The following is a 26,773-nucleotide window of genomic DNA, read 5'->3' on the forward strand; positions in this document are numbered from 1 at the left end:
GCGGTTCAGGGCAGCGGAGTGTTGCGAGTGCCGAGGCGAGACGCGTCGACGGTGTCGCGGGCTCCGCGGAGCACGCCGCCGAGGAAGCCGATTCCCCAGGACAGGTGCATGGTCGGCAGCACGAGCATGGTCCACAGCCGTTGGCGCACACCGCCGCCACGCGGCGCCAGAGCGACGCCCAGCACGAGGAGCAGATACAGCGCGAGGGGTGCGTACACGATGAGGGAGACGATCAGCGAGACCGCGCCGCCGAGCACTCCGGTGAGCTGGAGGATCCCCGTCACGAGGGCGAGCAGGACCAGGAGCACGAGCGCAGGCGGCGCGAAGTAGCGGATTCCGTTGCGGCGACCGAACCGACGCACGAGCTCGCCGCGCCAGGCGCCGGTCGCGCGGAACTGGCGCGCCAGACGGATCCAGCTCTCGCGGGGCCAGTAGGTGACGGACAGCTCGGGGTCGAACCAGACACGGTGCCCGGCCTGACGGATGCGAAGGTTGAGCTCCCAGTCCTCGCCACGCCGGATCGACTCGTCGAACAGGCCGACCTCGTCCAGGACCTCGCGTCGCATGACGCCGAGATAGGCGGACTCGGCCTCGCCCTCCTGGGAGCTGCCGTGGTACGCGCCTCCGCCGAGTCCGACGGGGGAGTTGTACAGGCGGGCGACGGCCTTCTGGAACGGTGTGCGTCCCTCGGCGTGCATGACGCCGCCCACATTGGCCGAATCGGTGCGTTCCAGGGTCCGGAGCGCCCGGGCGGCGTAGCCGGCGGAGAGCTCGGAGTGCGCGTCGACGCGCACGATCGTCGAATAGCGGCTCGCTCGGATCGCGGCGTTGAGTCCGACGGGGATGTGCGCCGCGGGATTGTCGACCAGCCGGATACGCTCGTCCTGCTCAGCCAGGCGCTGAGCGAGCTCCGTCGTGCCGTCGTTCGACGGCCCCAGCGCGAGGACGAGCTCGGTGGGGACATCGACGTCCTGGGCGAGCACGGATTCGATCGCGTGCTCGAGGTAGGCGCGCTCGTTGAGCACCGGCATCACGAAGGACACCCCGGGCAGGGGAGCGGCTGATTCGTCGGCTGGCACATGACGATCATGTCACGGTGGCTCCCACTGATCCTGAGGAGGACGCGGACTATCGCCCTTCCGGCCCCGGATCCGTCCGCAGGCGCCGGACGACGCCGCCCCGACGAACTATTCTGGAGGGATGGGTGCACTGTCTGATGCGAAGAAGGCGTACCGACTGCTGACGCGGGCGCTCGCATCCCGCACCGCCGTGCAACGCGTGCGTCGGCGGCTCTCGGAACGCGAACCCCTCCCGACCGACCACTTCCAGGTGGCGGTGTACTTCGCCGACGGTGCCGTGAACATGTATCAGATGCGTCAGTGGTACCGCCCGCTGGCCGAGCTTGCGAAGCGGTGGCCCGTCGTCGTGCTCTCGCGTCAGGCGACCGGAACCGAGAGGCTGCTCGAGGAGGATTCCCCTCCCGTCGCCTTCGTGCCGAAGGTCCGCGACCTCGAACGGTTCATCGCGACGCAGGACATCCGCGTGGTGCTGTACGTGAACCAGAACACCCGCAACTTCCAGATGTTCCGCTACGGGCGGCGGTGGCACGTGTTCATCAACCACGGCGAGTCCGACAAGATGTACATGACCACGAATCAGTACAAGGCCTACGACTACGCCTTCGTGGCCGGTCAGGCTGCGCGTGATCGGCTGTCGCGCACGTTGTGGGACTATGACGTGGATCGCCGCACCATCGAGATCGGCCGGCCGCAGGCGGATCACTACTCGGGAACGCTCCCCTTCGTGCCGGACGAGCGGACCGTCGTCCTCTACGCGCCCACATGGGAGGGGGACCGCCCGAGTGCCCACTACGGGTCGATCGCCACGCACGGCGAAGCGCTCGTGACGCGACTGTTGGCGACCGGCGCGCATCGGGTGATCTACCGTCCCCACCCGCGTAGCGGTGTCGTGGACGAGGCGTACGGGGCCGCCCACCGGCGGATCATCGCGGCGATCGCTGCCGCGAATGCGGCGGACCCGACGGCGCAGCACGTCTACGATCATGCACCGGAGCTCGGCTGGCAGCTGACGGCGGCCGATGTCGCGATCGTCGACATCTCCGCGATGGTCTACGACCGTCTGGCCGCGGGGAAGCCGCTGATGATCACGCGTCCGACCGACGAACGTGCTTCCATCGACACGCAGGGCTATCTGGCTGATTGCGAATGGCTGACGGCGGAGGCCGCGCACGACATCGTCGCGGAGGTCGAACGCGTGCGAGCCGACGAGGCAGCCACCGCTCGTCTGCGGATGTGGGTGCAGCACTACTTCGGTGACACGACACAGGGAGTGGCCACGGAGAAGTTCCACGCGGCGGTCGACGGGCTCATGAAGGAGTGGGAGCGGTGGCAGGCCCACGAGGTCGGGGCGATCCGCGAGGACGAGGACGACGACGACGAAGAAGTCGACGACGAGGAAGTATGAGCGTGGACTTCTCGCTGGCGCATCCGATCGTCCCTCGACTCGAGGTGCGGGAGCGAACCGGGTCGACGAACGCCGATCTTCGTGCGCACGCGGGGGATGTCGTCGGTTGGCCGCATCTGTCGACCATCGTGACGCGCGACCAGACCGCGGGCCGAGGCCGCCTCGACCGCAGCTGGGTCGCCCCGGCGGGCACGGCCTTGGCCGTCTCCGTGCTTCTGCGCGCTCTGCCGCTCGACCCGGCGACACGAGGCTGGATTCCGCTCGCCGCCGGGGTGGCGATGTCGGACGCGGTCGCAGCGCAGCTGCCGGAGCACGACGTCGGGGTGAAGTGGCCGAACGACGTACTGGTCGACGGACGCAAGATCTGCGGCATCCTCGCCGAGGCGACGGGGGATGCGGTGGTCGTCGGCGCCGGTGTGAACACGGCGATGACGGTCGAGCAGCTTCCGGTGCCGACGGCCACGTCGTTCGCGGCCCTCGACGTCGAGGCCGACGAGGATCGGCTCCTGGCGGCGTATCTCACCGCGCTGGATGATCTGCTGTCCGCGCTCGTCTCGACGGGTGACGCGGGCAGGAGCGGGCTGCATGCGGCGGCGACCGCCCGATGCGCGACGATCGGGCAGGCGGTCCGCGTGTCTCTGCCGGCCGGCCGGATCCTGGAGGGCGTGGCCACAGCACTCGATCCGGAGGGGCGCCTGGTGGTGTCCGTCGACGGCGAGCAGCAGGCGATTTCCGCCGGTGACGTCGTCCACGTCCGCCCTGCCGGAAACTGACACGCCGTCGTCCAGACGGCGATGTCGGCGATCACAGGCACAATGGTGGTGTGACCCAGCCTGTGACGCTCGGCGGGCGGCCCCTGATGCCGCCGCCCGGTACGCCTTCGGAGGAGTTGCTGATCGCGCGCTTCCGGAGCCACGCGCGTCGGCTGTTCTGGTCGGCACTCGTGCTCATCGCGACCTTCGGTGCGACGGCGTACTTCTACGGCAACCTGCCCGCGGGCTTCGAGGACTGGATGCTGCTCGCCGCAGCCGGTCTCCTGGTCATCCTCGCGGTCGTCATCCCCTTCGTGATCTGGTACTCGCGCAGCACGACGGTCACGACCAGGCGGGTCATCGCGCACCATGGCATCGGCGCTCGCGGGCGTCGCGAGATGTCCCACGCCCGCGGATACACGATCGCGGTTCGCCGTGGTCCGCTCCAGCGGCTGTGGGGCTCGGGCAACATCATCCTCTCCAACGGTGTCGATGCGCCGCTCCGACTCGCGAACGTCCCGAACGTCACCCTCGTGCACGAGACGCTCGCCGACCAGATCGAGGTCGGGCAGATCCTGGCGCATCGCGACGCGCAGGCCGGCGGCGATGAACCACACCCGATGTGAGATCGCCGCTCGCGGCAGGGACGTGCGCTGAAGGCTGACCCGGAGCGTGTCGAATCCGGCCCTCCCGGTGCGCGAGAATGGGTGCAGACGAATGGAGACGGCACATGGCGTTGCGTGTTGGCGTGATCGGCGGAGGACAGCTGGCCCGGATGATGATCGCACCTGCGGTGGAGCTCGGTCTCGACCTGCGAGTGCTCGCCGAGGGCGAGGGGATGTCGGCCGCGCTCGCGGCCACCGCGATCGGTGACTACCGCGACCTCGAAACCGTGCGCGCTTTCGCGGCGGACGTCGACGTCGTGACGTTCGACCACGAGCATGTTCCGCAAGACGTCCTGCGAGCGCTCGTCGCCGACGGGGTCGTGGTGCATCCGGGCCCCGATGCCCTGCAGTTCGCGCAGGACAAGCTCGTCATGAGGGCCCGGCTCGCCGAACTCGGTGTGCCGCAGCCCGACTGGGCTCCCGTGCGGAGCATCGCCGAGCTGCAGGACTTCCTCGATGCGCATGCCGGTGCGGGCGTCGTGAAGACACCCCGCGGCGGATACGACGGAAAGGGCGTGCGGGTCGTCCGTGCCGCCGCCGAAGCGCAGGACTGGCTCGATGCTCTCGCTGAAGACGACGCGCTCCTCGTCGAGGAGCTCGTTCCTTTCGTGCGCGAACTCGCCCAGCAGGTGGCGCGCCGCCCGAGTGGGCAGGTCGTCGCGTACCCCGTGGTCGAGACGGTGCAGCGAGACGGAGTGTGCGCCGAGGTCATCGCCCCGGCGCCCGCCGCCGCGGACCGCCTCGTGGAGGTCGCCGAGGCGATCGGTCGCACGATCGCCGAGGGGCTCGGCGTCACGGGCATGCTGGCCGTGGAGCTGTTCGAGACCGACGACGAACGCATCCTCGTCAACGAGCTCGCGATGCGCCCCCACAACAGTGGGCACTGGAGCCAGGACGGCGCTGTCACCGGACAGTTCGAGCAGCATCTGCGAGCGGTCGCCGATCTTCCGCTGGGAAGCACCGCGCCCCGCTCCGCCTGGTCCGTGATGGTGAACATCCTCGGCGGACCGGTGGCGGGCACGCTCGATGAGCGCTTCGGTGCGGCGATGGCTGCGCACCCGCAGGCGAAGATCCACACGTACGGCAAGGCTCCGCGACCCGGCCGGAAGGTCGGGCATGTGAACGTCGTCGACGATGACCTCGACGATGCCGTGTACGTGGCGCGGGCAGCTGCCGCCCATTTCGACTGAGCAGCGCTCGCTCTCGGCGTCACACGGCGCGAGACATGCGCGCGAAGAGGCGCGGCGTTCGGGGTTTCTCCCAGCGGCAGACCGTAGCCTGATCTGGTGACCGAGCCACTGCACTCCTCCGCCGTTCCTCTTGTCGGCGTCGTCATGGGATCCGACTCCGATTGGCGCGTGATGAGCGATGCGTCTCAGGCCCTCACGGACTTCGGAATCCCGCACGAGGTCGAGGTCGTCTCGGCGCATCGCACGCCCGACAAGCTCATGTCGTACGCGCGTGACGCGCGGTCACGAGGAGTCCGCGTCATCATCGCGGGTGCCGGGGGTGCAGCGCACCTTCCGGGCATGCTCGCCTCGATGACCCCGCTTCCCGTCGTGGGTGTCCCTGTGCCGCTCGCCTACCTCGACGGCATGGACTCGCTGCTCTCGATCGTGCAGATGCCTGCCGGGATCCCGGTCGCCACCGTGTCCATCGGCGGAGCGCGCAACGCGGGACTCCTCGCGGCACGGATCCTCGGGACGGCAGACCCCGACCTCGCCGACCGTGTCGAGGCGTACTCTCGCGAGCTCGAGGCCCAGGTCGAGGAGAAGAACGAACGGCTGAAGGGGTCACTGTGACCCTTGCGCCTCCGCGCGCATCAGGGCGCCCACTGATCGAGACCCGGCCGCTGCGGCACCCGGACCTCTCCGATCCGGGGACTATGGCGAAGCGCGGCTGGTGGCTGGTCGCGCTGAATCTCCTGCTGCCGGGCTCGGCCCAGGTGCTCGCCGGTAATCGTCGACTCGGTCGCTTCGGCCTCGGTGCCACTCTGCTCGCCTGGCTCCTCGCGATCGTCGCTGTCGGCCTCGCGCTGTTCGCGCGCCCTGTCCTGCTGTGGCTCACGATCGGCGGCGGGTTCTTCTCGGCTGCCGTCCTCACGATCGTGCAGGTGCTTCTCGTCGCCTACGTCGTCCTCTGGATCGTCCTGACATTCGACGCCCTGCGTCTCGTGCGCCTCGTGAAGCTCCCCGGGCCGTCGCGCCTCGCCATCCCCGTCGTCGCCCTGCTGCTGCTGGGCCTCGTCGGCGGGGGAGCCGCGTATGCGGCGACCGCGGTGGGCTCGGTGCGCAGCACGATCGGCTCGATCTTCGGTCAGAGCGGCCCGAGCGTGCAGCCGAGCGACGGCTACTACAACATTCTGCTGCTCGGCGCCGACAGCGGCGACGGACGCGACTCGATGCGGTTCGACAGCATCTCGGTCGTGTCGGTGAACGCCGACACCGGCGCCGTGACCATCACCGGCATCCCGCGCGAGCTCCCGAACGCCCCGTTCAGCGAGGGCAGCCCGATGCAGGAGCTCTATCCGAACGGCTTCGAAGGGCACAGCTCATCGACGTGCGGCTGGAACGGGTGGATGAACCACGTGCGCAACGCGGCCGAGGTGTGCCGCGACGACGGGGGAGCAGGGCTCTATCCCGACGCCGTCGCCCACGGCTCCGACCCGGGGATCGAGGCGACCAAGGACGCGGCGGAGGGAGTCCTCGGCATTGAGATCCCGTACTACGTGTTCGTCGACATGCACGGCTTCGCGGAGCTCGTCGATGCTCTGGGCGGCGTGGAGATCGATGTCACCGAGCGTCTTCCGAAGGGCGGACCGCCCGAGGGGTGGACGGGCACCGACGTGAACGAATGGGCCATCGGCTGGATCGAGCCGGGCACACAGCGGATGAACGGCGACACGGCTCAGTGGTACGCCCGATCCCGCTACACCACCAGCGACTGGGATCGCATGAAGCGTCAGCGTGAGCTCCAGGAGGCGATCCTCGCTCAGTTCACTCCGCAGACCGTGCTCACCCGATTCAATGAGGTGGCTGCGGCGGGCACGGCACTGATCAGCACCGATCTGCCCTCCGACAAGCTGCCGGAGTTCTTCGACCTGATGCTGAAGGCGAAGGAGCAGCAGGTGACGTCGATCGAGCTCACGCCCGACTTCGGCGTGGACGAGCACGAACCTGACTACGGCTTCATCCACGACCTGATCGCGACGTCGCTGCATCCGCCGACGCAGACGCCGAGCCCCGCTCCCTGACGACCGCGAGCCCGCGTCGACCGGAGACGGTGCTGGACGTCCGGACCGTCCCGCGAGCGCGCGACAAAGCCCACGGCCCTCCCGTCCCAGAAGGGGCGGGCCGTGGGCTTCCGGTGGGTGCCACCGGATGCACCAGACGACGGTGATCGGAGGGGGAGGGATCACCGTCGTCCAGTCGACCACCGCGCGAGGCGGCAGCCGGACCTAGGCGCGCTTGCGGCGAGACGCTCCGACCGCGACGAGGGCACCGCCGGCGACGAGCGCCGCGGCGCCGCCTCCGAGGACCCACGGCGAGACGCTTCCGCCGGTGAGGGCGAGCTCGAATCCGTCGCCCGTGAGCGGCATCTCCGCGCCTGCCGGTGCGACCCCAGGATCGTGGTCGCACGTCGAAGCGGCATCATGACCGTGTGCGACCGTGATCGTCGCGGTGTACGAGCGCGAGCCGGCGAAGGAGACGGCGTAGGAGCCCTCTCCATCAGAAGGCGGGCGGAAGGTGAGCGTCAGGCTGCCGTCGGTCGCGGCGGTGTTGCCCGAGACGGCGGCATTCCCGGCGTTGAGCCCGGACACCGAGACGCTCACGTTCTCGGACGGCAGGAAGTACCCCGGTCCGAACACGATGGTCGAGACTTCGCAGATGTCGATGACCGGGTCGCCGACCTTGACGCCGGGAGGCGTCGTGTACGAGTCGGAAGACGCGGCCGGAACAGTCGATGGCGCAGCGGATGCGACGGCGGGCGCCATCAATACGAGCGCGCCGGCGGTAAGGCTGATTGCAGCCAGTTTTTTCAGCATGATTTCTCCCCAGAATTTCACGCGGAATCGCATCCGGATACACCCCTGCATCCGACTGCGTGGAGTCGTCTTGCCCCCACGGCAAGATTGCAGACTCCAGATATTCCCCAGTGGCTCAACGCTACCCTATCGAGCGCGGAATGTCACGTTGCGCAGTTCAGCGGTTTCCGTGCGGTGTCCGGAGCCTCGATGAGCGGTGTGTGCCGCACTTCCGTGAATCGCGCGCCGGCGCCCGTGCCCTCGAACTCGACCGTGATCGTCGTCGATTCGCCGGGGGCGAGGGAGACCTCGTGCTGCACCACGGAACGATCGCCGAGCATGGCCGTCTGCACGCCTTCCTCTTCGCCGTCGCGGTCGACATGGGCGGGCGTCGCGCCCTCGGGCCCGTACACCGCGATCAGCGTGCGCACCGTGCCGGCGGGAACGCCGTAGAAACCGTCGGCCGTGACATAGGCGGGCAGCGAGGTCGCGGCGTCCGCCGGGGCCGTATTCGTCCACGTGACGCGTACCTGCGTGGTCGGAGCGCCCTGACACGCGCCGACCGACGTCGTGATGGATGCACGGGTGTAGTAGTCCATCTTCCCGCCGGTGGTGTCGTTCATCAGCACGCCCACGTAGGTCGCGTCGTCGCTGTCCGTGGGGATCGTTCCGCCCAGTTCGGAGGCGGCGAGAACGGCCTCCTCCTCCGGGTGTGCGCTCCAGATGCGGATACGACTCTCGTCCGCCGATGTGGCCAGCGCCCCGATGAGAGCCCGGGGGTCGCCGCCGGACAGTGCGGCGCTGAACAGGCCTCCCGCCGCCTGCGCGAAGATCGCGTCCTGCGTGGCGGGATCGGGGACCGCCGCATAGATCTGGGACAGCAGGATGTCCGTCACGGTGTCCGCTGTGGCCGTGAAGGGTCCGAAAGCGAGGTCTCCGGTCGCCTTCATGAGGTGCTCCGCGACGACGGCGTCCACGGCGATGACGCCGTCGACGGTCCCGCCGAAGCGACCCGTCCAGCGGGCCGCGATGATCTCGCCCGCCTCGGCGAAGTCCGGGATGGCGGTGATGTTCTGGAGGTAGCGACCGGGGCGGTCGTCGAACAGGGCGATCGTGGACTCGCTGAGCGGCAGAGCGGTGTCCAGCGGCGGGAAGTCCCGGGTCGACGCCTGTCTCTGCAGCGTGATCGTGCCGTTCTCCGCGTGCAGCAGCGCGATCGAGCCGATGATCCCGCCGGAGGAGCGCAACTCGGCGTTGTTCTGCATGGCCAGGACGTAGTTGCGCGGACCTTCGCCGCCGAGCATCGTCGGCAGCAGCACGGAGGCGCCGTGCAGGGAGCCGACCACCGACGCGGCTCCCGTCACCGCGGATCGCAACTCACCGATGGCGTCGGCGAGGGGTGGCAGCGTCGCGCCCGCATCGATGCGCTTGGCCTGCAGCTCCGCAGCGCTGAGCGCAGTGCTCGCCGTACCGAGCGGCTTCTCGATCTCCGCGAAAGGGGCGAGGTCGATCGTGCCGCCTTCGACGCCCAGACCTGCCAGATCGAGCCCGCCTGCCACATCGAGCAGCGGTGTGAGCGCGTTCGTCGAGACGTCGTGCGCGATCTCGGCGATCTCGCTCACCGCGCGGAAGTTCGGTCCCAGCCACGGCACAGCGCCGAAGGCCTGCCAGACGGGGTCCGAGGTGAGTTCGTCGGCGGACGCCGCATTGCGCGCGATGCTCCCGGAGACCCGCTCCGCTTCCTCGAGGTCACCTGAGGCGATCGATGCCTTCAGCTGCGTGGCGCCATTGGCGACCTGCTGAAGGTCGCTGACCGCGCCGATCCCGCGGATCGTCACCCAGCCGATCGCGATGAGGAGGATCGACAGGAGAACGCCGACGGTCCACCCGATCCATCGGCGTCGGACGGGAAGACGACCATCGCTCACCCGAGCATTCAAGCATGAACCGCTGGTGCGGCGGTGGGCGAAAACTGTGGGAACGCTGACATTCGCGCGGCACGGGTGGTGCGCTCCACGGGGAGCTGCGCGGCGAGGATAGCCTGATCGCATGGGTGCTCGGCTGCGTGTGGTTCTGGATCAGCTCGTGCATGTCGTCGACCCCGACCAGGCTTCCGCCGCTCTCGATCTCACGGTCGGCCTGATCGCGACGGCACCCTCGGGGTGCACCGTGGACGCCATCGTCCCTGCGGGCGCGGAGGTTTCGGTCGCCGGCGTCGGCGAGGTGCGGACCCTCGGGCTCGGGCGCCGCGAGTTGGCCGCCTCCTGGCAGCTCGGGATCGCTCCGGGGGTCGGCGGAGGGATGATCCACTCGCCGACGCTGATGGCCCCGCTCGTGCGACACGACCGAGTACACGACAGCGACCAGACCACGGTCACGCTGTGGGATCTGCGCGCCTGGGACGCACCGGAGCAGTTGTCGAAGAGCCTCGTCGCCTGGCAGCGCGGGATGCTGCGGCGCGCGGTGAAGCATGCCGACGCCGTGGTCGTGCCGTCGCATGCCGTCGCCGAGCGGCTGTCGGAACTCGCACGCCTCGGGGATCGCGTCCGCGTGGTCGCGGGCGCTCCGCCCCGTGGATTCGCGGCGCCCGCAGCCGCCGCCGACCGGCGAGCGGCACTGACGTTGCCCGCGCAGTACGTGGTGTTGGCGGGATCGGCGGCCGATCTGCACGACGGTTTCCGCGGCGCTGCGGCGGCGGGAATCGATGCCGTCGTGATGGGCGCTCCCGATGGTGCGGAACCCCGTTACGCCGAGCTCGCTTCGGCTGCAGGGCTCCCCGAGCGGCGCGCGCACATCCGAGGCGCGCTGGATACTGCAGACCGTGCGGCCGTGCTGGCCGGGGCATCGCTGTTCGCCACGACGAGCAGTTCCGCCGGGTGGCCATGGCGCGCGGTCGAGGCGATGACCCTCGGGATCCCCGTCGTCGCCGTCGACAGCGGCTCGCACCGGGACGTGATCGCCGACGGGGGCATGCTGGTCGCAGCCGAGGAGATCGCGGACGCCATGGTGGAGGCCACGGACGCCGCCGCGGACCGGTTGCGCGTCTTGGCGGCGGATCGGTCCAGGGCCTTCTCCTGGGCGAGTTCGGCCGAACGGCTCTGGGGTCTGCACGCCGACCTCTGAGGGCTGGGAGCCACCTGCACATCGACGCGACACGCCGGTGTGCTGTGGCCAAAGAGGCGCAACAGTGGCATCATCCTGCAACTTCCGTCACACTGGTCACATGTCTCGACGTGCCCCACGCTCGCGAAACACCCTGAGGACCGCCCCACTCCTCACCTGTTTCCTCGCTGTCTCCGCCCTTGTTCTCGGAACGGTCGTTCCCGCCGCCGCTGCTCAGGCGACGGTCACGTCGCCCGTGGTGGCAGCCGCGAACGCCTCCGCCGCCCCCGTCGAAACGGGGATCGCGAAAAGCAGCCTCACCGGCTTCACTCCGGGCAACCTCATCAGCGACGCCGTGTTCACGAACAAGAGCACGATGACCGAGGCGCAGATCCAGACCTTCTTCAACGGCAAGGTCGCGCGCTGCCTGGGTGGTCGTGACGAGAACAACGAGGCGATCGTCTGCCTGAAGGACTTCCGGATGACCACGGTCACCCGCCCGGCAGACCAGTACTGCAGCGGATACACGGGCGCCGCGAACGAATCGGCCGCGCGCATCATCTATCGCGTCTCGCAGGCCTGCAACATCAACCCGCAGGTGCTGATCGTGATGCTCCAGAAGGAGCAGGGTCTCATCACCCACACGTGGCCGAGCGCCTGGCGCTACCGGATCGCGCTCGGTCAGGGATGCCCCGACACCGCGCCGTGCGACCCGAACTTCATCGGCTTCTTCCACCAGATCTACGGCGCCGCCCGCCAGATGCAGATCTATATGGAAGGCAAGTGGTTCCAGTGGTACGCACCGGGGAAGACCTGGAACATCCTCTACAACCCCAAGGCCTCCTGCGGCTCCGCACCGGTCTACGTCGCGAACAAGGCGACGTCGGCTCTCTACTACTACACGCCGTACCAGCCCAACGCGGCCGCCCTGCGCGCCGGCTACGGCGAGGGTGACGGATGCTCGGCCTACGGCAACCGCAACTTCTACAACTACTTCACCGACTGGTTCGGATCCACGCAGGCGGTGGATCCGCTCATCGAGATCACGCAGCTCTACACGAAGCTCGGGGGTGCGACCGGTGTCCTCGGGGCAGCAGGGGCCAAACCGTCGTGCTCGAGCGCGACCGCGCGCTGCACCTGGACCTACGCGAAGGGCATCATCACCTGGACCCGCGCACTCGGAGCGTTGACGGTCTACGGCGACGTGTACGCGACCTATGCGGCTCAGGGTGGGCTGGGCGGCAAGCTCGGTTACCCCTCAGTTACCCCCAAAGCCATCAGCGATCCGAACGGGAACGGCATCTCGCAGCAGTTCTCCAAGGGGTGGATCCACTCCTCCGCTCGCGGCACGTTCGCGTCGTCGTCGACAGTGATGACGGCTTACAGCGAGGCCGGTTGGCTGCGTGGTTCGCTCGGGTGGCCGACGAGCGCGGAGACTTGTGCCTCTCAGCGCTGCCTGCAGAGCTTCGCGGGTGGCACGATTCGATACGACACCGGGAAAGCCGCCTATGTCGTGCCTCCGGTGGACGACGCCAGCATCAAAGCCGTGTACGTCGCCCAGGGCAGCGCAACAGGCCCCCTGGGGCACGCGGCCGCTGCGATGCAGTCGGTCGTCGACCCCAACGGCGACGGCCGTGCCCAGAAGTTCGATGGTGGCTGGATCCATTCCTCCGCGTCCGGCACGTTCTCGTCATCGACAACGATCATGACGGCGTACAGCAAGGCCGGGTGGGTGCGAGGCGCCTACGGATGGCCGACCGGAGCGGAGACCTGCTCGGGCACTGTCTGCGCTCAGCCGTTCCAGCGCGGTGTGCTGCAGTATACGAAGGGCGGCGTTGCAGGGCCCGCCGCCGAGGTCACGAATGCCGCGATCAAGACGGTGTACCAAGCATCGGGTGGGGCTACGGGCCCTCTCGGCTACCCGCTGAGAGCGGTGCAGAGCGTTACGGACAAGAACGGCAACGGCTATGCGCAGCAGTTCGCCGGGGGTTGGATCCACTCGAGCGCACGCGGGACATTCGCTAGTTCCTCGCAGCTCATGGCGCTGTACTCCGCCGCAGGCTGGGTCCGTGGCAGCCTCGGATGGCCGACCGGAGCGGAGAAATGCACCGACCTCGGCTGCACGCAGACGTTCGCGAAGGGCACCCTCTCCGCGGCAACTGCCGGCTCTGACGGCAGCAAGATCACAGCGACCATACGTGCGCTTCACCAGAGCATTGGGGGAACCGCCGGTTGGATCGGTGCGCCCACGGCCGCCGTACAGCACGTGACCGATCCGCAGGGCAACGGCGACGCGCAGCGTTTCGCCGGCGGATGGATTCATTCTTCGGCCAAGGGCTCTTTCGCGACCTCGACAAGGATCATGACCGGCTACAGCGCCGCTGGCTGGGTTCGAGGCGTGCTCGGATGGCCCGTGGGAGCCGAAACCGCCGTGACGGACCCGAACGGAGACGGCATCACCCAGCAGTTCGCCGGAGGGTGGATCCATTCCTCCGCGAGCGGCACCTTCTCCTCGTCCTCGGCGATCATGAAGGCGTACAGTGCCGCAGGATGGTTGCGTGGAACGCTGGGATGGCCGACCGGTGCCGAGACGAAGGTGACGGACAAGAACGGGAATGGCCTGTCGCAGAAGTTCGCTGGGGGATGGATCCACTCGTCAGCGAGCGGCACCTTCTCCTCGTCCTCGACAATCATGAAGGCATACAGCGCGGCCGGGTGGTTGCGGGGTCCGCTCGGATGGCCTACCACCGCCGAGACGTGCAACGCCGGGTCCTGCGCCCAGTCGTTCACCGGCGGCACCATCCGATACCAGGTCGGGTCTCCCGCGGTCACCATTCTCACGGCGAACAACGCCGCGATCCAGAAGGCCTACCAGGCGGCCGGAGGGGCGGCAGGGTTCCTGGGAAGTGCAGCTGCGGCCGTGCAGACCGTGACCGACAAGAACGGCAACGGGTTCGCGCAGAAGTTCGATGGTGGGTGGATCCACTCGTCGAGCAAGGGCACGTTCACGTCGTCCACGACGATCATGCAGGTGTACAGCCCCGCAGGATGGGTGCGCGGAGCTCTGGGTTGGCCGGTCGGCGCCGAGTCCTGTGTCGACGGCGTGTGTCGGCAGGCCTTCGACAACGGCGCGATCAAGGTCCGAGGCCCTCAGGAGGATGTTCTCGTCACGACGACCAACGCGAACATCTCGCGGCTTTACGTCTCTCTAGGCGCGAGCAAGAGCACGCTCGGCTTGGTGGACTCGAATGTGCAGACGGTCACGGACCCGAACGGCAACGGTTTCGGCCAGGCCTTCGTCAACGGCTGGATCCACTCGTCCGCGTACGGCACCTTCGCCTCCTCAGCCACGATGATGAAGCTCTACAGCGCGCGTGGATGGATCCGTGGCGACCTCGGATGGCCCACGAGCTCGGAGACTTGCACAGCGACGACCTGTTCGCAGTCCTTCGCCGGTGGAACGCTGTCCTACACCAAGTAAGGGAGGGGAGTGCTCGGATAGACTGGCTGCATGAAGGTACTGCTCACAGGAGCTGACGGATTCATCGGATCGCACCTCGCGGAGCAGCTCGTCAGAGATGGCCATGACGTCCGAGCGCTCGTGCTCTACAACTCGTTCGACTCGCGTGGATGGCTCGACGGCGTGGACCCGGAAGTCGCGTCGCAGATCGAGTTTCTCCCCGGCGACGTGCGTGACCCGGCGCTCATGATGTCGGCGGTGCGGGACCGGGACGCCGTGCTGCATCTCGCGGCACTGATTGCGATTCCCTATTCCTACGCCGCCCCCGACTTGTATGTGCAGACGAACATCCAGGGCACGCTCAATCTCCTCAACGCCGCCAGGGCGGCGGAGGTCAGCCGGTTCGTCCACACGTCGACGAGTGAGGTCTACGGGACTGCCCGTTATGTGCCGATGGACGAGGGGCATCCGCTTCAGGGGCAGTCGCCCTATTCGGCATCGAAGATCGCCGCGGATCAGATGGTGAACTCGTACTATGCGTCGTTCGGTCTGCCGACGACGACGATCCGCCCCTTCAACACCTTCGGACCCCGGCAGTCCGCACGCGCGGTGATCCCGACGATCATCAGTCAGCTCGCGGCCGGTAAGCGGGAGATCCAGCTCGGCGCCGTTACCCCCACACGCGACTTCACGTTCGTGCCCGACACAGTCTCCGGGTTCACGACGGCGCTGACGAGCACGGCCGGCGTCGGCGAGGTCATCAACCTCGGTGCAGGCTTCGAGGTGTCGATCGGCGAGACGTTCGACCTCATCGCCGACGTGATGGGGATCGACGCGACGGCGACCGAAGACCCGGCTCGGTTCCGCCCCGCGAACTCGGAGGTGGAACGGCTGTTCTCGGACAACACGAAGGCGCGGGAGCTCCTCGGATGGCGCCCGCGACACGAAGGCATCGACGGGTTCCGCGAGGGGCTGCGGATCACCGCGGAGTGGTTCACCGATCCAGCGAACCTCGCCAGGTATCGCACCGACTCGTACACCGTATGACCAGCGCACCGGACTTCGTCCGCACCATCCGCGGGGTGGTTGGCGACGAGCCTTTCGTGGGACTTCATATCCCGGACATCACCGCTGCGGAGAAGCAGAAGGTGTATGAGTGTCTCGACTCGACTTTCGTCTCCAGCGTGGGCAGTTTCGTCGGCGACTTCGAGCGGGGCATCGCCGAGTTCACCGGAGCGGGATACGGGATCGCCGTGTCGAACGGCACGTCTGCCCTCCAGGTCGCGCTCGAACTGGCCGGAGTCGCGGCGGGAGACGATGTGATCGTGCCCACGCTGTCGTTCATCGCGACCGCGAACGCCGTTTCGCACGCGGGGGCGCAACCTTACTTCGTCGACAGCGACGAGCAGAGTCTGGGCATGTCTGTCGAAGCCGTGCGCCAGGTGCTTCGCGACTCGCGCTCGACGCCGGACGGCCTGGTGAATTCCGCGACGGGTCGGCGCATCGGCGCGATCGTGCCGATGCACACACTGGGTCACCCGATGCAGATCGTCGAACTCGTCGAGCTGGCCGACTCCTACGGCGTGCCTGTGGTCGAGGACGCGGCAGAGTCGTTGGGCAGCCGCGTCGGCTCGCGACACACCGGCACATTCGGCACCATGGGCATCCTCAGCTTCAACGGCAACAAGATCATCACGACCGGGGGCGGGGGGATGATCCTCACGGATGACGAGGAGATCGCCCGTCGTGCACGCCATCTGACGACGACGGCGAAGCAGGTGCACCGCTGGGAATTCGAGCACGACGAGATCGCCTACAACTTCCGCATGCCCAACCTGAACGCCGCGCTGGGGCTCGCGCAGCTGGAGCGCCTCCCGGACTTCCTCGTCGCGAAGCGTCGTCTCGCCGAGCGGTATCGACAGGCCTTCGAGAGCTTCGACGACGCGGTGTTCCTTGCGGAGCCGACCGGAACCCAGAGCAACTACTGGTTGTGCGCGGTCCGCACACGCGGCGGAAGGGAACGCCGTGACGCTCTGCTCGAGGCCACGAACGATGCCGGGCTCCAATGCCGTCCGTTCTGGAACCTCCTGCATCTGCAGACCCCCTATAGGAATCTCCCGCACGCGCGAACGCCCGTGGCGGAGGCACTCCATGACAGCGTGATCTGCATTCCCAGCTCGCCGGCGCTGGCGGTGGCATGAGACGTATAGCGGTCCTCACCGGCACTCGCGCCGACTACGGCCTTCTCCGGGGTCTGCTGCGGGCGATCGATGCCGACCCCGACCTCGAACTCCAGATCATCGCGACCGGGACGCATCTGCTCGATGCGTTCGGACGCACCGAGACCGAGATCGTGGCGGATGGATTCCGCGTCACCGCCTCGGTGCCGATCTGGTCGGCGACGGACAGTGCGCTCGGCGTCGCAGCCGACGTCGGTGCGGCGCTCCCGATCTTCGCCGAGGCGCTCGCGACCCTCGACCCGGATGTACTCGTCGTCCTGGGGGACCGGCTCGAAGCATTCGCCGCGACGACCGCGGCCACGATCCTTTCCGTCCCCGTCGCCCACATCCACGGCGGGGAGCTGACGGAAGGCGCGATGGACGATGCGCTGAGGCATTCCATCACCAAGATGGCGTATCTCCACTTCACGTCGACCGAAGATCACCGACGCCGCGTGATCCAGCTCGGTGAGGACCCGGACCGCGTGTCCTTCCACGGGGCACCAATCGTCGACGCTCTGAACGCGATCGAGCTGCTTCCACGTGCCGACGTCGAGTCCCGCTTCGGCATCCGTCTCCCCGAGCCGACGGCGCTGGTCACGTTCCATCCCGCCGTGATGGATGTCGCCGCACCCGAAGCACTCCTCGACGAGCTGCTCGCAGGGCTTCTCGCCGTCGACGGCCTCCACGTCGTGATCACCGGGTCGAATTCGGACATCGGCACGGCCGACGTGCGGCGACGCATCGAAGAGTTCGTGGCATCGCACCCTGACCGTGTCGATTTCGTCGAGTCCTTCGGCCAGGTCGGCTACCTCAGTACGATGTCGGCCTCCGCCTTGGTGGTTGGAAACTCTTCGAGCACGGTACTTGAGGCGCCGGTGCTCGGCGTTCCTTCTGTCCTCATCGGAGATCGGCAGAAGGGACGGCCGCTCGCCCGGAGCGTGGTCGTCCCGCATCCGGAGCGAGGTGCGATCGCCGACGCCGTGCGCGAGGCGCTCCACGCCCCGGCACCGAACGACCGGGTGGCGATCTTCGGTACCCCGGGTTTCGCCTCGCGCACGGCTCAGTCCCTCCGGGACGCCGTGATTCCCCGCCCGCCCCGCAAGAAGTTCCACGACCTCGAGGAGAACACCCGCCATGAACGATGATGTCTTCGTCATCGCCGAAGCAGGCGTGAACCACAACGGCTCTCTGACGACTGCCATGGAATTGGTCGACGTCGCGGCGTCGGCTGGTGCGAATGCGGTGAAGTTCCAGACGTTCTCCGCTGACAGCCTCGCGCTGGAGAGCGCGGCGCTCGCTGACTACCAGCGCACGTCGGACGATGATGCCCGTTCTCAGCGCGACCTGCTCCGCCAGCTCGAACTGAGCCATGAGGAGTTCCGCGCGCTTCGCGATCGTTGCGACGCCCAGGGCATCCAGTTCCTGTCCACGGCCTTCGACGTGCCGGGACTCGAGTTCCTGGTCGCCGAATTGGGGATTCCGATGGTGAAGATCGCTTCCGGCGATTTGACCTTCGCGCCTCTTCTGGTCGCTGCCGGCCGCACGGGCCTGCCGGTCATCCTTTCCACGGGGATGGCGGAGGTGCCGGAGATCGCGCGTGCTCTGCGCTTCATCGCCGCAGGCGTCGCGCAGGCGAACGGACTGGTCTCGCCGTCCACCCGCCTCACCGAGGAGATCCTCGAAGAGGCGTGGCAGCGGCGCAGTGAACACGTGGACTTCGCGGAGCACGTCACCATCCTGCATTGCACGACCGAGTACCCGGCGGCGGACGAGCACCTGAACCTGCGGGCCATGCAGACGATCGCCTCGATCTTCGGGCATCGTGTCGGGTATTCGGACCACTCGCTCGGTTCCTTGGCCTCGGTGATCGCCGTCGGTCTGGGGGCGGCCGTCGTGGAGAAGCACTTCACCTTCGACGTCCACGCCGACGGACCCGACCACGCCGCCTCCCTCGATCCCGACGGGTTGCGAGCGTACGTGTCCGACCTTCGTCGTGTTCCCGCGATGCTGGGATCCGCCGAGAAGCGTTGCCAGCCGGTCGAGGAGGGCAACCGTGCGGTCGTGCGTCGCAGCCTCGTGGCGGCTGCAGACATCGCCGAGGGCGAGACGGTCACAGAAGCCGCCATCGCCTGCTTCCGCCCCGCTTCTGGACGAACATCGTTCGACTATTGGGAGATCGTCGGCGAGCCGGCGACACGCGCCTACCGTCGCGGCGAGCTCATCGATGACTGACATCGTGCTCCTCGGCGCGGGAGGGCATGCGCGCTCGGTTCTCGCCGCTCTCGCACTTTCGGGAGATCGAGTGCGCGGGTACCTGGCACCCGTCGCGTCCGATCGCCTCCTCGGGATCGAACATCTCGGCGGGGACGACGTGCTCGATGCCTTCGATCCGGAGGACGTGGCGATCGTTGTCGCGCTGGGGTCGACATCGTCGACCGCGCTGCGCCGCACACTCCACATCGATGCCGTCTCGCGGGGTTTCACCATCGCGACCGTCGTGCACCCCCGTGCATTCGTGGATCCCTCCGTCGTGCTGCCCCCCGGCGTGCAGGTGTTGGCGGGTTCGATCGTGAACGCGGGGGCGCGCATCGGCGAGGGGGCGCTGATCAACTCCGGAGCCATCGTCGAGCACGACTCCGTCGTCGGTGCACACGCGCACATCGCTCCCGGCGCGGTCCTCGCGGGAGATGTGACGATCGGTGAGGGCGCTCACATCGGTCTGGGCTCGCGGATCGTCCAAGGGGTGACTGTAGGTTCGGGAGGTGTCGTGGGCGCAGGCGCAGTGGTGATCACAGACGTCCCGGCGCAAACGACGGTGGTAGGCGTGCCGGCGCGGCCCATCGAAGACAAGAGGATGCGCAACGATGCTTGACAGAGACGTACTCGTCGTCGCACCGGAGACGACCATTCGCACAGCACTCATGCAGCTCGATCGGGGCGGGCTGCAGGTCGTCTTCGTCGAGGATGCCGACGGCAGGCTCGTCGGCGCCGTGAGTGACGGCGACATCCGCCGCGGGCTGCTCTCCGGGCGCGCTCTCGAAGACAGCGTCCGTACGGTCATGAACCGCGATCCTGCCACCGTTCCTCCCGAGGCGAGCCAGCAGGTCGTGGAAGAACTCAAGGTCCGGCGCGGAATCCGAGTCGTGGCCGTGGTCGACGATGGTCGGATGGTCGACGTGGTGGGCGACCACCAGCACATCGCCACGCCACTGGTGACGCCCGTCGTGCTGATGGCGGGAGGGCGGGGACAGCGCCTGTACCCGATCACGAAGGACATCCCCAAGCCGCTCGTTCCGCTCGGCGACGTGCCCATGATCGACATCATCCTCGGACGTCTGCACGATCAGGGCTTCCGCCGGATCCATGTATCGGTGAATCACCTCGGGCACCTCATCGAGGATCACCTGGGCGACGGCCATTCGCGGGACCTCGAGATCACGTATCTGCATGAGCCCGCCCCTCTGGGAACGGCCGGAGCTCTCGCGCAGCTGCGCAATGAGATCGATGTGCCTTTCGTCGTGATGAACTCCGATCTGCTCACCCAGGTCGATCTGCGCCGGATGCTCACCTTCCACCAGGGTGTGGGGGCGGCCGCGACGATCGGCGCGCGCGAGTACGGCTTCGAGATCCCCTTCGGCGTGATCAGACGTGAGGGAGACGACGTCGTGGCCCTCGCCGAGAAGCCCTATCACAGCGAGCTGGTGAGCGCGGGGATCTACGTACTCGAACCTGCCGCCCTTGACGCGCTCGGCACGGACGAATACTGCGACATGCCGACGCTTCTCGCACGGCTCATGGACGACGGACGACGAGTCGGCGCCTTCGAGATCCACGAGGAGTGGATCGACGTGGGGCGCCCGGAGGACCTCGATCGCGCACGACAGGCGTGGGAACGGACAGGACGATGAGAATCTGCACGATCACGGTCCGAGCGGGCTCGAAGGGGGTCCCCGGGAAGAATCTACGCGTCGTGGCCAAGCGTCCGATGTTCGGACACTCAGTCGCCCAGGCTGCGGCTTCCGGACTGTTCGACGAGATCGTCGTCTCGAGCGACTCGGAGGAGATCCTCGCACTCGCGCCGAGCTTCGGAGCGACCGGGGTGGTTCGTCGACCGGCGGAAATGGCGACGGACACGGCGGGCAAGGTCCCGGCGATCGCTCATGCGGTGCGTTCGACGGAGGAGCGCACCGGTCAGCAGTACGACGTCTGCGTCGACCTCGATGCTACGAGTCCGTTGCGCACGATCGATGACATCCGCGCGGCGGTGCGGATGTTCGAGGATGCGGACGTCGAGTCGCTCATCACCGGATCCGAGGCGCGCCGCAACCCGTACTTCAACCTGGTCGAGGAGCGACCCGACGGCACGGTCGCCGTGAGCAAGACGCCCGACGACGCTGTGCTGCGGCGGCAGGATGCGCCGCGGAGCTTTGATATGAACGGCTCGATCTACGTCTGGCGCCGCACGTCGCTGCTCCACGATCAGGTCGTCTTCTTCCCATCGACGATCCTCTACGAGATGCCGTCGGAGCGTTCGATCGACGTCGACAGCGAGTTCGATTTCCAGATCGTCGAGTGGCTCATGGAGAAGCGGGGGGATCTGTGAGCGAAGCTGAGAACGGAGCCTCGCTCCGGAGGACGTCGGCGATGCAGAGGATCATCGATCTCGAGGATGCCGCGCCGAAGGAACTGTTCGAGGTGCTCCCGGGATCGACGGTGCCGTTCTGGGCGCAGGTGCGGATGCAGATGGCCTGGATGCTGTCGGAGGAGAGCACCGGAAGCGTCGCCGTCGCGACTGACAGCTGGACACGGCGCGGCGAGCTTGAGCGTCTCGCAAAGGCCTTTCTCCCGAACCGATGGGATGCGACGCAGCGGGCCCGTCGACACGACGTCCTCTTCTTCGTCGGAGGGGGAACACTCGCATCGCGCGCAGGAGGCGCTCGCAACTGGCTCGTCGACACCTTCGCGGAGCAGACGAATGATCCGCTGGTGATCCAACGACGCCCGCTTCCGGGTCCTCTCGGCGCACCGTCCTTTCGCCCGACGCTCAGCACCGAGGGGATCACGGCACGCGCGCGTCTCTGGGCGCGCGGTGGCGTCGTCCCGCCCGAGACGATCGCCGCGATCGATCGGCTGCTCGCCTTCTTCGCCGAGCAGCTCGGTGTGCCGTCAGCGCAGCTCGGTCCGCTTCGCAAGCGGGTGCTCCGCACCGAGGTCCACCGACCCTACGAGATTGCCGCGCTGCGTCGGGTGGTACAGCGCGTGCGACCCCGGCTCGTGCTCATGGACACCGCGGCCTATACATACAACGCCGAGACGGTCGGGGTGTTCAAAGACGCCGGCGCCTACGTCGCCGAACCGCAGCATGGTTGGATCGGTCCTTCGCACGCCGCGTATAACTATGGTCGAGCGTTCCAAGACCCCGCTCTCCGGCGGGCCTTGCCCGATGAGCTGCTCACGTTCGGTACGTTCTGGTCGAATGGTGTGAACCTTCCCGCGAAGAAGACCGCGATCGGCAAGCCGCATCTCGACGAACTCGCGCGCTCTGCGCCGTCGCTGCGTCCTCGACGCGTGCTCGTGATCTCGTCTCGTGCGAACCCTGAGGAGACGGATCGTTTCGTGGAGGATCTTCGAGAGATCGTCGATCCCGAGTGGAGCATCGTGTTCCGTGCACACCCTGGGGAGCTCGCAGCGGTCGAAGACCGGTACCCTCGGATCGCGGCGCGCTCGAACGTGGAGATCGATCGGAATCCGGATGTGTACGACTCTCTTGCAGCGTGCCGGGCGGTCGTCGGGGTTGCGAGCACTGTGTTGTTCGAGGCCGCTGCCTTCGGGTGCGAGGTCATCGCACGCGAGAACGAGTTCTCGGCGAGCATCATCGGTGACGCATTCGGGCCAAGGGTCCTCACCGTGGAACAGGCTGCCGAGCGGATCCGCGCGCTGGACGCGGACGGCATCATGGCAGGTGCGCCCGATCCTGATCTCTGGACGCCTGAGCCGGCCGATGCATACCGTCGGTGGTTGGATGAGCGCCTCGCGCAGATCGGCGGATGAGGGTCCGTGAGTTCTTCCTCGAGGGGCGTGCTCATTGCCCGGGCCTTCAGGTTGCGTGTCGTAAACTACAAGACATCGAGGCGGCCCCCGTCGCCGTCGCCGAATGAGTGGGCCTGTGACTGACACCCGAGATCTTTTCGCCGCTGTCCCGCGTTCTGACTTCGACACCCCCGGCAAGAGCCGTGGCCTGATCGATGTCGTGCGCTGGCGCTATCTGCTGAACCTGCTCGTGCGCACCGGCGTTACCACGCGCTATCGCAATTCGGTGCTCGGGTGGACGTGGTCCTACGTGCGGCCCGCCGCCCAGTTCCTGGTGTTTTGGGTCGTCCTGGGCATCTTTATGAACCTGGACCGGGGACTGCCGAACTACGCCGTGTATCTCTTCTCGGGAATCGTCGTGATCAACCTGTTCTCCGAGGGGTTCAAGAACGCGACATCGTCTATCGTCGGCAACGCTGCTCTGGTCCGCAAGGTCTTCCTGCCCCGACAACTGTTCGCCGTGTCGGCCGTGATCGTCGCGTTCGTGCACTTCCTCCCGCAGGTCGGCCTCCTTCTCATCGTCTGCCTGCTCATGGGCTGGATCGCGCACGTGTCGATTCTGTCCATCCTTGCGATCTTCGCGGGCATGATCATCGTGATGGTTTTCAGCCTGGGCCTCGGGCTCTTCTTCGGCGCCGTCAACGTGCGCTTCCGCGATGCGGAGAACATCGTCGAACTGCTGCTACTTCTCGCGACCTGGGCATCACCGGTGCTCTACGCCTGGACCCAGGTCCAGGATGCGATCGTCGACCGTCTCGGCTGGCCGCAGTGGATCGTCGAGCTCTACATGCTCAACCCGATCACGCAGGGAGTGGAACTCTTCCATTACGCGTTCTGGCGTCCCGCGACGGAGGGGATGGTCACGGCCTCCGGCTACGCGGGTAACGCTCTGATCGACATTCCTCCGGGCCTCGCCTGGAACACGCTCTGGACATTCCTGATCGCGGTGGGCACCCTGCTGTTCGGTCAGTTCGTCTTCCGACGCCTCGAGGGAAGGTTCGCGCAAGACCTATGAGCGAGCAGACCACCATCAAGCCGAGCATCATCATCGACGGCGTCAGGAAGCGCTTCACGCTCAACCACGCGTTCTCGTTGAAGGACACCGTGGTGTCCTGGATCAAGCGTCGCAAGCTGACGAGTCAGTTCGAAGCGCTCAAGGGCGTCGACATCACCATCGGCGAGGGGGAGTCGGTCGCGATCCTCGGCTTCAACGGATCCGGCAAGTCCACCCTTCTCAAACTCATCTCCGGCGTGATGGAGCCCGACGACGGAGAGGTGCTGACCCGAGGCCGCGTCGCCGGTCTCATCGAGGTCGGAGCCGGATTCCACCCGGAGCTGTCGGGCCGCGAGAACGTCTTCCTCAACGCCGCGATCCTCGGGATGAAGAGACACGAGATCGAGGCGCGATACGACGAGATCGTCGCGTTCAGCGAGATCGAGCAGTTCATCGACCAAGAGGTCAAGCACTACTCGTCGGGCATGTTCATGCGTCTCGCATTCTCCGTCGCGATCCACGTGGAGCTCGATGTGCTCCTCGTCGACGAGATCCTCTCGGTCGGTGACGCTCCGTTCCGTGAGAAGTGCCGGCTCAAGTTCGAAGAGCTCATCGCCGAGGGGAAAACCCTCGTGGTCGTCAGCCACGACATGGAGATGGTGCGCGAGCTCTGCACCCGCGGCATCGTGATCAACAAGGGCGAAGTCGTCTACGACGGTGAAGTCGAAGGTGCCATCTCCCTGGTGGACGCGTGACCGGCTGGATCGGACAGGTTCCGGCGCTGCTCCTGGCGCTGGCGCTGCTGATCGTGCCGGGCCTCCCGGCCGGACTGTGCCTTCGCGGCATGAGGGGGATCGTACGACTCGCCGCGGCGATCGGCGTATCACTCGGGGTACTCGGCGCTGCGGCTCTCATCGCGCCGCTGCTGGGCGTGCCTTGGGGGCTGGCTCCCGTCGCGATCGTCACGGTCGTCGTCTGGATTGCCGCCGGCGCCTTGCGCCTGGTGGATCGCCGTCCCCTCGTCGCTCCCGTCGCGGGGCACGGGGGCGCATGGATCGGCGTGGCAGTCGCCTTCCTCGCTTGGGTCGTCGTGGTCGGGGTCGGTATCGGAAACCCGGATAATCCCTCGCAACTGTACGACGCGCTTTTCCATCTGAACGCGGTCGAGTTCATCGCCCGGACGGGAGATGCATCGCCGCTGCACATGACGATGGTCGTGCCCGATCTCGAAACCTCCTTCTACCCGACGCTCTGGCACGCGCTGGTCAGTCTCGTCGTCCCTGCCGCCGGCAGCATCGTGGCGGCGACGAACGTGACCACGGTCGCGGTCATCGCCCTGATCTGGCCGGTCGCACTCGCCAGTCTCACGTCCGTGGCGTTTCCGAACCGGCCTGGCGCAGTCACCTGGGCACCGCTCGTGAGCTTGGGATTCAGCGTCTTCCCGCTCGGATTCCTCAACTGGGGCGTGCTGTACCCGAATCTGCTGGGGACCGTGCTCATCCCCATCCTCCTCACCATCACGCTCATCGCCTGTGCCCCGGCACTTTCGTGGTCGGGGCGAGTTCTGCGCATCCTCGTCGCGCTGGCCGCCGCAGGCGGTGTCGCCCTCGCCCACCCTTCCGCGCTTCTCGCCGCAGCGGTTCTGCTCGTTCCATATCTGCTCTGGCGTGCGTGGGGCACGGCGCGGGCAGGCGGTGTCGCGATTCGGATCTTCGTGTCCGCCGTGGTCCTCGCCGGTCTCGCGGCGTTGGTCGTCGTCTGGGTCCTGGGCAACGTGACGACCCACGAGTGGCATCCGACCGCATCCATGGCGCAGGCACTCGGCGAGGTCGCCTTCCTCAGCCCCGTCGGCCGTGCGACGGGCCTTCTGCTCGGCCCGCTGGCGGCGATCGGCATCTGGCGCGTCGTGCGGGACCGGACGTGGTGGGTCCTCGGTTCGTACGCCGTGAGTATCTTCTTCTTCCTCATGGCGGCCTGGTTCCCGGTCGAGTCGATCCGCAGCGCTTTCGTCGGCGTCTGGTACGACGACACCACGCGTGTCGGCGCTCTGATCGCGATCTGGGGTCTGCCCCTCGCTGCGCTCGGCGCGTCGATCGTCGCGGAGTGGCTCATCGCGGGATGGCGGGCCGGGCGCACGGGCCTCGTGGTCGCGGTCGTCGCCGTGATCGCCGTCGCCGGTGCGAGCCACCTCCTCGCGCTGCGCAACGACCTGAACTACATGCGGGGTGTGAGCTTCCAGTTCAGCGACGAATCGCAGGGGCTGTCACCCGACGAGGCGGAGCTGTTCGAGGAGATCGACGATGAGATTCCGGATGACAGCCTGGTCATCGGCGACCCGTTGACGGGCGCGGGCTTGCTTTATGCATACACCGATCATGCCGTGGTCTTCCCGCATGTGACCGGGCGGTACGGTGGCGATGCCTTGACGCTCGCCCGCTATCTGGCGGATGGGAGTCCCACCGTGTGCGACGCGATCGAGCGTCTCGGCGTGACCCACGCTCTCGACTTCGGTGACAGGGTGCTGTTCGAGAACCACTACACCAAATTCGACGGACTGCACGGGCTTGAGGATTCCCCGATCCTCACCGAGGTGGATCGAGTCGGGGATGCCGTCCTTTATGAGGTCACGGGTTGTGAGTAGCGTCCTTCTCGTTCTCTGAGGCCTCCAGCAGCGCGATCTTCCGCGCGAGGAGTGTGAGCTGCCGCTGCAGCGCGATGTTGCGCCGATACTGCGAGTACACGAACGCCAGGAACATGACGATCAGGGCGTAGAGCACGAGGTCGGTGCCGCGCCCGACACCGACGAGGCGCGCAAGCCAGCTCAGCCACTGCGGGAACAGCACCGACAGTACGGCCACGATGACGAAGAGCGCCATCAGCAGTCGACGGATGGCGAGGTGGCTGTCTGCGCCAGTGCGTCGCATCATGAACGCGGCCAGCAGCACGATCGCTGCGATCAGAAGTATCTGGATCCACATGG

At 67.3% G+C, this 26,773-nt stretch carries 23 protein-coding genes; 19 read left to right on the forward strand and 4 right to left on the reverse strand.

Going from position 1 to position 26,773, the window contains the following annotated elements; genetic code table 11:
- Positions 1 to 5: 5 nt before the first annotated feature.
- A complete protein-coding gene (locus tag CQ034_RS00970; protein ID WP_051662327.1) occupies positions 6 to 1,031 on the reverse strand; it encodes a glycosyltransferase family 2 protein in 1,026 nt (341 codons plus the stop codon).
- Positions 1,032 to 1,200: 169 nt separating this feature from the next.
- Between CQ034_RS00970 and CQ034_RS00975 the strand changes: the two genes are divergently transcribed.
- From CQ034_RS00975 to CQ034_RS01000, 6 genes are all read left to right on the forward strand, one after another.
- Complete coding sequence (locus tag CQ034_RS00975) at positions 1,201 to 2,484, forward strand: CDP-glycerol glycerophosphotransferase family protein (protein WP_029262023.1); 1,284 nt, start codon at positions 1,201 to 1,203, stop codon at positions 2,482 to 2,484.
- Positions 2,481 to 3,257, forward strand: coding sequence for a biotin--[acetyl-CoA-carboxylase] ligase (locus tag CQ034_RS00980; RefSeq protein WP_105709622.1), 777 nt, complete (start codon positions 2,481 to 2,483; stop codon positions 3,255 to 3,257). Before CQ034_RS00975 ends, CQ034_RS00980 begins: the two co-directional genes overlap by 4 nt.
- An 86-nt stretch (positions 3,258 to 3,343) precedes the next feature.
- Entirely contained in the window at positions 3,344 to 3,862 is a 519-nt protein-coding gene (locus CQ034_RS00985) for a PH domain-containing protein (protein ID WP_105710312.1), read from the forward strand.
- A 104-nt stretch (positions 3,863 to 3,966) separates the two neighbouring features.
- Positions 3,967 to 5,091, forward strand: a complete 1,125-nt coding sequence (locus tag CQ034_RS00990; protein WP_105709623.1) for a 5-(carboxyamino)imidazole ribonucleotide synthase — start codon at positions 3,967 to 3,969, stop codon at positions 5,089 to 5,091.
- A 144-nt stretch (positions 5,092 to 5,235) separates the two neighbouring features.
- Complete coding sequence (gene purE / locus CQ034_RS00995) at positions 5,236 to 5,703, forward strand: 5-(carboxyamino)imidazole ribonucleotide mutase (protein ID WP_036303450.1); 468 nt, start codon at positions 5,236 to 5,238, stop codon at positions 5,701 to 5,703.
- Positions 5,700 to 7,154, forward strand: a complete 1,455-nt coding sequence (locus tag CQ034_RS01000; protein WP_105709624.1) for an LCP family protein — start codon at positions 5,700 to 5,702, stop codon at positions 7,152 to 7,154. The genes purE and CQ034_RS01000 overlap by 4 nt, the downstream gene beginning before the upstream one ends.
- Positions 7,155 to 7,358: 204 nt before the next feature.
- Here the strand turns inward: CQ034_RS01000 and CQ034_RS01005 are convergent, their stop codons facing one another.
- Both CQ034_RS01005 and CQ034_RS01010 read right to left on the reverse strand, forming a co-directional pair.
- Complete coding sequence (locus CQ034_RS01005) at positions 7,359 to 7,946, reverse strand: hypothetical protein (RefSeq protein ID WP_105709625.1); 588 nt, start codon at positions 7,944 to 7,946, stop codon at positions 7,359 to 7,361.
- 143 nt (positions 7,947 to 8,089) lie between these two features.
- Positions 8,090 to 9,853, reverse strand: coding sequence for a DUF4012 domain-containing protein (locus CQ034_RS01010; protein WP_105709626.1), 1,764 nt, complete (start codon positions 9,851 to 9,853; stop codon positions 8,090 to 8,092).
- Between the two features lie 121 nt (positions 9,854 to 9,974).
- On the opposite strand from CQ034_RS01010, the gene CQ034_RS01015 reads away from it, so the two are divergent.
- The 13 genes from CQ034_RS01015 to CQ034_RS01075 all read left to right on the forward strand — a co-directional run bounded on the left by CQ034_RS01015 (position 9,975) and on the right by CQ034_RS01075 (position 26,434).
- Positions 9,975 to 11,048, forward strand: a complete 1,074-nt coding sequence (locus CQ034_RS01015) for a glycosyltransferase (protein WP_105709627.1) — start codon at positions 9,975 to 9,977, stop codon at positions 11,046 to 11,048.
- Positions 11,049 to 11,148: 100 nt separating this feature from the next.
- Positions 11,149 to 14,508 (forward strand): LGFP repeat-containing protein, encoded by a 3,360-nt coding sequence (locus CQ034_RS01020; RefSeq protein ID WP_105709628.1) that lies wholly within the window; start codon positions 11,149 to 11,151, stop codon positions 14,506 to 14,508.
- Between the two features lie 30 nt (positions 14,509 to 14,538).
- Complete coding sequence (locus CQ034_RS01025) at positions 14,539 to 15,534, forward strand: GDP-mannose 4,6-dehydratase (protein ID WP_105709629.1); 996 nt, start codon at positions 14,539 to 14,541, stop codon at positions 15,532 to 15,534.
- 56 nt (positions 15,535 to 15,590) lie between these two features.
- Entirely contained in the window at positions 15,591 to 16,688 is a 1,098-nt protein-coding gene (locus tag CQ034_RS01030) for a LegC family aminotransferase (protein ID WP_219860750.1), read from the forward strand.
- Positions 16,685 to 17,854, forward strand: coding sequence for a UDP-N-acetylglucosamine 2-epimerase (gene neuC, locus CQ034_RS01035; RefSeq protein WP_105709631.1), 1,170 nt, complete (start codon positions 16,685 to 16,687; stop codon positions 17,852 to 17,854). Before CQ034_RS01030 ends, neuC begins: the two co-directional genes overlap by 4 nt.
- Positions 17,844 to 18,941, forward strand: coding sequence for an N-acetylneuraminate synthase family protein (locus CQ034_RS01040; RefSeq protein WP_105709632.1), 1,098 nt, complete (start codon positions 17,844 to 17,846; stop codon positions 18,939 to 18,941). Before neuC ends, CQ034_RS01040 begins: the two co-directional genes overlap by 11 nt.
- A complete protein-coding gene (locus CQ034_RS01045) occupies positions 18,934 to 19,581 on the forward strand; it encodes a NeuD/PglB/VioB family sugar acetyltransferase (RefSeq protein ID WP_105709633.1) in 648 nt (215 codons plus the stop codon). The genes CQ034_RS01040 and CQ034_RS01045 overlap by 8 nt, the downstream gene beginning before the upstream one ends.
- Positions 19,574 to 20,617, forward strand: a complete 1,044-nt coding sequence (locus CQ034_RS01050) for a nucleotidyltransferase family protein (protein ID WP_105709634.1) — start codon at positions 19,574 to 19,576, stop codon at positions 20,615 to 20,617. Before CQ034_RS01045 ends, CQ034_RS01050 begins: the two co-directional genes overlap by 8 nt.
- Positions 20,614 to 21,312, forward strand: a complete 699-nt coding sequence (locus CQ034_RS01055; protein ID WP_105709635.1) for a cytidylyltransferase domain-containing protein — start codon at positions 20,614 to 20,616, stop codon at positions 21,310 to 21,312. Before CQ034_RS01050 ends, CQ034_RS01055 begins: the two co-directional genes overlap by 4 nt.
- 41 nt (positions 21,313 to 21,353) lie before the next feature.
- Positions 21,354 to 22,760: a hypothetical protein gene (locus CQ034_RS01060; RefSeq protein ID WP_146114779.1), complete on the forward strand. Its 1,407-nt coding sequence runs from the start codon at positions 21,354 to 21,356 to the stop codon at positions 22,758 to 22,760.
- Positions 22,761 to 22,875: 115 nt separating this feature from the next.
- Positions 22,876 to 23,814 (forward strand): ABC transporter permease, encoded by a 939-nt coding sequence (locus CQ034_RS01065; protein WP_258133917.1) that lies wholly within the window; start codon positions 22,876 to 22,878, stop codon positions 23,812 to 23,814.
- Complete coding sequence (locus tag CQ034_RS01070) at positions 23,811 to 24,548, forward strand: ABC transporter ATP-binding protein (protein WP_105709638.1); 738 nt, start codon at positions 23,811 to 23,813, stop codon at positions 24,546 to 24,548. The genes CQ034_RS01065 and CQ034_RS01070 overlap by 4 nt, the downstream gene beginning before the upstream one ends.
- On the forward strand, positions 24,545 to 26,434 hold the full coding sequence (locus CQ034_RS01075; RefSeq protein ID WP_105709639.1) for a DUF6541 family protein: 1,890 nt from the start codon (positions 24,545 to 24,547) through the stop codon (positions 26,432 to 26,434). Before CQ034_RS01070 ends, CQ034_RS01075 begins: the two co-directional genes overlap by 4 nt.
- Here CQ034_RS01075 and CQ034_RS01080 read toward each other — a convergent pair.
- The gene (locus CQ034_RS01080) at positions 26,418 to 26,771 is read right to left on the reverse strand and encodes a DUF2304 domain-containing protein (RefSeq protein ID WP_105709640.1); all 354 of its coding nucleotides are present in this window, start codon (positions 26,769 to 26,771) and stop codon (positions 26,418 to 26,420) included. The two genes, CQ034_RS01075 and CQ034_RS01080, sit on opposite strands and share 17 nt — an antisense overlap.
- Between the last annotated feature and the right edge of the window lie 2 nt (positions 26,772 to 26,773).

Origin of the sequence: Microbacterium sp. MYb45, assembly GCF_002979655.1 — a bacterium.
Lineage (GTDB): Bacteria > Actinomycetota > Actinomycetes > Actinomycetales > Microbacteriaceae > Microbacterium.

Coding starts and splice junctions, on each gene's coding strand:
- purE (WP_036303450.1), top strand. CDS start 5,236: ATGGGATCCGACTCCGATTGGCGCGTGATGAGCGATGCGTCTCAGGCC.
- CQ034_RS01020 (WP_105709628.1), top strand. CDS start 11,149: ATGTCTCGACGTGCCCCACGCTCGCGAAACACCCTGAGGACCGCCCCA.
- CQ034_RS01005 (WP_105709625.1), bottom strand. CDS start 7,946: ATGCTGAAAAAACTGGCTGCAATCAGCCTTACCGCCGGCGCGCTCGTA.
- CQ034_RS00990 (WP_105709623.1), top strand. CDS start 3,967: ATGGCGTTGCGTGTTGGCGTGATCGGCGGAGGACAGCTGGCCCGGATG.
- CQ034_RS00985 (WP_105710312.1), top strand. CDS start 3,344: ATGCCGCCGCCCGGTACGCCTTCGGAGGAGTTGCTGATCGCGCGCTTC.
- CQ034_RS01050 (WP_105709634.1), top strand. CDS start 19,574: ATGCTTGACAGAGACGTACTCGTCGTCGCACCGGAGACGACCATTCGC.
- CQ034_RS00980 (WP_105709622.1), top strand. CDS start 2,481: ATGAGCGTGGACTTCTCGCTGGCGCATCCGATCGTCCCTCGACTCGAG.
- CQ034_RS01070 (WP_105709638.1), top strand. CDS start 23,811: ATGAGCGAGCAGACCACCATCAAGCCGAGCATCATCATCGACGGCGTC.
- CQ034_RS01040 (WP_105709632.1), top strand. CDS start 17,844: ATGAACGATGATGTCTTCGTCATCGCCGAAGCAGGCGTGAACCACAAC.
- neuC (WP_105709631.1), top strand. CDS start 16,685: ATGAGACGTATAGCGGTCCTCACCGGCACTCGCGCCGACTACGGCCTT.
- CQ034_RS01025 (WP_105709629.1), top strand. CDS start 14,539: ATGAAGGTACTGCTCACAGGAGCTGACGGATTCATCGGATCGCACCTC.
- CQ034_RS01080 (WP_105709640.1), bottom strand. CDS start 26,771: ATGTGGATCCAGATACTTCTGATCGCAGCGATCGTGCTGCTGGCCGCG.
- CQ034_RS01015 (WP_105709627.1), top strand. CDS start 9,975: ATGGGTGCTCGGCTGCGTGTGGTTCTGGATCAGCTCGTGCATGTCGTC.
- CQ034_RS00975 (WP_029262023.1), top strand. CDS start 1,201: ATGGGTGCACTGTCTGATGCGAAGAAGGCGTACCGACTGCTGACGCGG.
- CQ034_RS00970 (WP_051662327.1), bottom strand. CDS start 1,031: ATGCCGGTGCTCAACGAGCGCGCCTACCTCGAGCACGCGATCGAATCC.
- CQ034_RS01060 (WP_146114779.1), top strand. CDS start 21,354: ATGCAGAGGATCATCGATCTCGAGGATGCCGCGCCGAAGGAACTGTTC.
- CQ034_RS01045 (WP_105709633.1), top strand. CDS start 18,934: ATGACTGACATCGTGCTCCTCGGCGCGGGAGGGCATGCGCGCTCGGTT.
- CQ034_RS01055 (WP_105709635.1), top strand. CDS start 20,614: ATGAGAATCTGCACGATCACGGTCCGAGCGGGCTCGAAGGGGGTCCCC.